This window comes from Inquilinus sp. (assembly GCF_057815775.1).
Genome location: NZ_JBYRFX010000450.1, coordinates 1 through 3,964, shown reverse-complemented (window position 1 = coordinate 3,964; position 3,964 = coordinate 1). Strand labels below are relative to the sequence as shown.

The window sequence follows — 3,964 nt, the reverse complement described above, 5'->3', positions numbered from 1 at the left end:
CTCGCTGTGGGCTGATGCGGGCGACGACCGCATGCTCGGATCGGACGGCAACGACACCATCGACGGGCTGGCCGGCAACGACATCCTCTTGGGCGGCTTCGGCGATGACCACCTGACCGGTGGGGCCGGGGCGGACCAGCTCGTCGGCGGTGCCGGCATCGATACGGCGGATTATTCCGGCTCGCTGGCCGGGGTGACGATCGACCTGATGCTCGGCACCGGCCTTGGGGGCGACGCGCAGGGCGATACGCTGAGCGGCATCGAGAACATTACCGGCTCGTCCCTGGCCGACAAGCTGACCGGCGATGCCAACGCCAATGTGCTGCTGGGCGGCGAAGGCAACGACGTGCTTCATGGCGGGGCCGGGGCCGACACGCTGGACGGCGGCAGCGGCTCGGACTACGCCAATTATCAGGGCTCCGCCGCCGGGGTGAATGTCGACCTTCTGGCCCACACCGCCTCAGGCGGCGATGCCCAGGGCGACATCCTGCTCAACATCGAGAACCTCTACGGCTCCAGCAACGCCGATCACCTGACCGGCGACAACAACGCCAACATCATCGGCGGTGAGCTCGGCGATGACGTGCTGGTCGGCAATGGCGGCAACGACACCCTCTCGGGCGAAGGCGGCAACGACAATCTCGATGGTGGCGACGGCAATGACCGCCTCGTCGGCGGCGATGGCGCTGACACCATCCATGGCGGCACCGGTGATGACTCGATCGATGCCGGCACCGGCAACGACATCGTCTTCGGCGACACCGGCAACGACACCATCACCGGCGGCACCGGCGACGACCAGCTCAGCGGCGGCGACGGCAACGACCTGCTCATCGGTGGCACCGGGGCCGACACCCTGGATGGGGGTGCCGGCAACGACACCGTCAGCTACGCCGGCTCTACGGCCGGCGTGACGGTCAACCTGGCGACCGGCCTCGGCACGGGCGGCGATGCCCAGGCCGACACGCTGACCGGGATCGAGAACGTCTACGGCTCAGACCACAATGACGTGCTGACCGGCGATGCCGGCGCCAACACCTTGTCGGGCGGCGCCGGCGACGACATCCTCACCGGCGGGCTCGGGGCCGACCTGCTGAAGGGCGGGGCCGGCAACGACATTTTCGTCTACGCCAGCATCGCCGACAGCACGGTGGCGGCATCGGGCAAGGATGTGATTGCGGACTTCACCACCGGCGACAAGATTGACCTCAGCGCCATCGATGCCGACGGCAACGACACCAACGGCGACACCGCGTTCTCATTCGGCACGGGCGGCTTCACCGGCCATGCCGGCGAGATCCGGATCGTGGATTTCCACAACGGCATCCAGGGCGTCTATCTCGAAGTCAACGGCGACAAGACCCCGGATTCGATCATCAACGTCATTTCCGACCATGCCCTGACCGCCAGCGACTTCGTCCTCTGACCATCCGGACCGGGCGGCAGCACCCGTCCCGCCGTCAGCCGACACCGGCGTAGTGGCTGCCGCGCCGTTCGGCCCGGATCAGCTGTGCCAGCAGCCGGATCCCGGGTTCGATGCGGTCGACCGGGATCGAGGAATAGCCCAGGCGGAAGAAGTTTTCCGGCGGCACCGGGTGGTCGAAGAAGACCGCCCCGGGGTCGAACAGCAGCCCCTGCTGCGCGCCGGCCATCGCCACCGCCTCCATCGACACGCCCGCCGGCCCTTCGGCCCACAGGGCGGCACCACCGGTCGGGGGGTTGAACCGGACCTCGGGCAAATAGGTCCGCAGCCCTTCGCCGATCGCGGCGGCCCGGTCGCGGTAGGCCGCGATCAGCCGCTTGATCGCGGCGTCGTGATGGCCGAGCTGCAGGAACAGCGCCACGGTGCGCTGGTTGTTGGCGGGCGGGTGGCGCACCGTCAGCCGCCGCATTGCCCGTGCCTCGGCGATGAATTCCGGCGCCGCCACCATGAAGCCCAGCCGCAGCCCCGGGGCCAGGGTCTTCGACACGCTGCCGACATAGATCACCCGGTCGTCGCGATCGAGCGACTTCAGGGCCGGCAGCGCATCGCCGACGAAGGCCAGTTCGCTGTCGTAGTCATCCTCCACGACCACCAGGTCATGCACCGCGGCCGCCTGCAGCACCTCCTGCCGGCGGGCCAGCGGCATGGTCACATTGGTCGGGTTCTGGTGGCTCGGCTGGACGAACAGGCAGTTGCAATCGGCAAAGGCGCCGGAGGGCCGCAGCCCGTGCTCGTCCACGGGCAGGTTGACGATGCGGGTGCCGAGCTGCCGGCAGAGGTTGCGCAGGTCGGGATAGCTCGGCTGCTCCAGCCCGACCGACCGGTCCTGGTTCAGCAGCAGGGACGTGGCCAGGTGCATCGCCTGTTGTGCCCCCAGCGTGACCAGGATCTGGTCCGGCGACACCCAGATGCCGCGGCGCGGCAGCACCCGCTTCTGCAACTGCTCGATCAGCAGGGGATCGTCGGAATCGACATGGTCGCCGGCCCAGTCGCGGATGGCGACGGAGCGCAGGGCGAGCTGTGCCACCTCGCGCCATTCCGCGGTCGGAAACAGGGTCGGGTCCGGCTGGCCGTAGATGAAGGGATAGCGGTGATTGTACCAGTCGGCCGGCTTGGACATGACGTAGCGGTGGCGGGATGGCCGGCTGGCCAGCCTGGTGGCCCAGTCCGGCCGCCGCACCGGGGGGGCGGGGCGCACCCCGGCGGCCCGGGCCGCATTCTCCAGCGCCGCCGGATCGACCGTATGCCGCGACCGGCTTTCCGCCTTGATGAAGCCTTCCTCGGCCAGCAGGTCATAGGCCAGGATCACGGTGTTGCGGCTGATGCCCAGGATTTCGGCCAGCCGGCGTGATGACGGCAGCATGGCCCCCGGCGGCAGGCGGCGATCCAGCACGGCCTGGGCGATCGCGCCGCGCAACTGAACTTGCAAGGTAAGATCCGGCCGGCGCGACAGCGTCACCAACTGCCGCCACAGAATGTCGTCGGCAGCCACACGCCTCTCCCGCACTCTCGACCGCTGGTTGCATATGATCGTATTTCTGCGCCTAACGCAATCTGGACTCATCGATAGGGGCAATCTGGACTCATCGCAGGCGCATCTGGCACCACAGATTGCCTGCATCTTGACCCACCGGAATGTCCAGGATGCCTGATAAATCGATTTCTTTGGCTGCACGCCTCGGTGCGGGGCCGGTTTGAAACCCAACCGCACGACGATGACCGATCCGGCGGAACGATGACGGCATTTGAAGGCTTCCGATGACCCAGACCCTCAACGGCACTGCCAGCAACGACATCCTCACCGGGACCAATCCGGGCGATCCGCTCAATCCCGATGGCATCGACATCATCAATGGCGGGGACGGGGACGACTCGCTGACGGGCCTGGGCGGCGCCGATGCCTTCGACGGCGGCGCCGGGATCGATACTGTGCATTACGACAACTCGCCCTCCGGGATCGCCATCAGCCTGTTCTCCGGCTTCAACCTCGGCGGCGACGCCCAGGGCGATACCTTCACCGGGATCGAGATCTTCGTCGGCTCGGCCTTCGGCGACAGCATGGTCGGCGATGCCGGGGCCACTGTCCTGGATGGCGGCGGCGGCTCGGACTTTATCTCCGCGCTCGGCGGGGCTGATACCCTCGACGGCGGCGATGGCGACGACACGCTCTTCGGCGGCGACGACAACGACCTGCTGATCGGCGGCAGCGGCGTCGACGCGCTGAATGGCGGCAACGGCATCGACACGGCGAGCTATACGGGTTCCGCCGCGGCCGTCCAGGTCGATCTCGCCGCTGGCACCGGCACGGGCGGCGACGCCCAGGGCGATACGCTAGTCCTGATCGAGAATGTCACCGGCTCGGCCTTCGCCGACCGGCTGACGGGGGATGGCGGTGCGAACACGCTGGACAGCGGCGACGGTGCGGACGTGCTGTACGGCAAGGATAGCGACGACACGCTCCTCGGCGGCGCGGGCGACGAC

3 protein-coding genes are annotated in these 3,964 nt (G+C 68.1%); 2 read left to right on the top strand and 1 reads right to left on the bottom strand.

Features of this window, described 5'->3' with window-relative positions; all coding sequences use genetic code 11:
* On the top strand, nt 1-1,426 hold a 1,426-nt coding region (locus tag AC3XYG_RS16035), incomplete at its 5' end, for a calcium-binding protein (RefSeq protein ID WP_489140847.1).
* Between the two features lie 34 nt (nt 1,427-1,460).
* On the opposite strand, the gene pdxR is transcribed toward AC3XYG_RS16035, so the two are convergent.
* Complete coding sequence (gene pdxR, locus AC3XYG_RS16030; RefSeq protein WP_489140846.1) at nt 1,461-2,975, bottom strand: MocR-like pyridoxine biosynthesis transcription factor PdxR; 1,515 nt, start codon at nt 2,973-2,975, stop codon at nt 1,461-1,463.
* A 266-nt stretch (nt 2,976-3,241) separates the two neighbouring features.
* Here pdxR and AC3XYG_RS16025 point away from each other — a divergent pair.
* On the top strand, nt 3,242-3,964 hold a 723-nt coding region (locus tag AC3XYG_RS16025; RefSeq protein WP_489140845.1), incomplete at its 3' end, for a calcium-binding protein.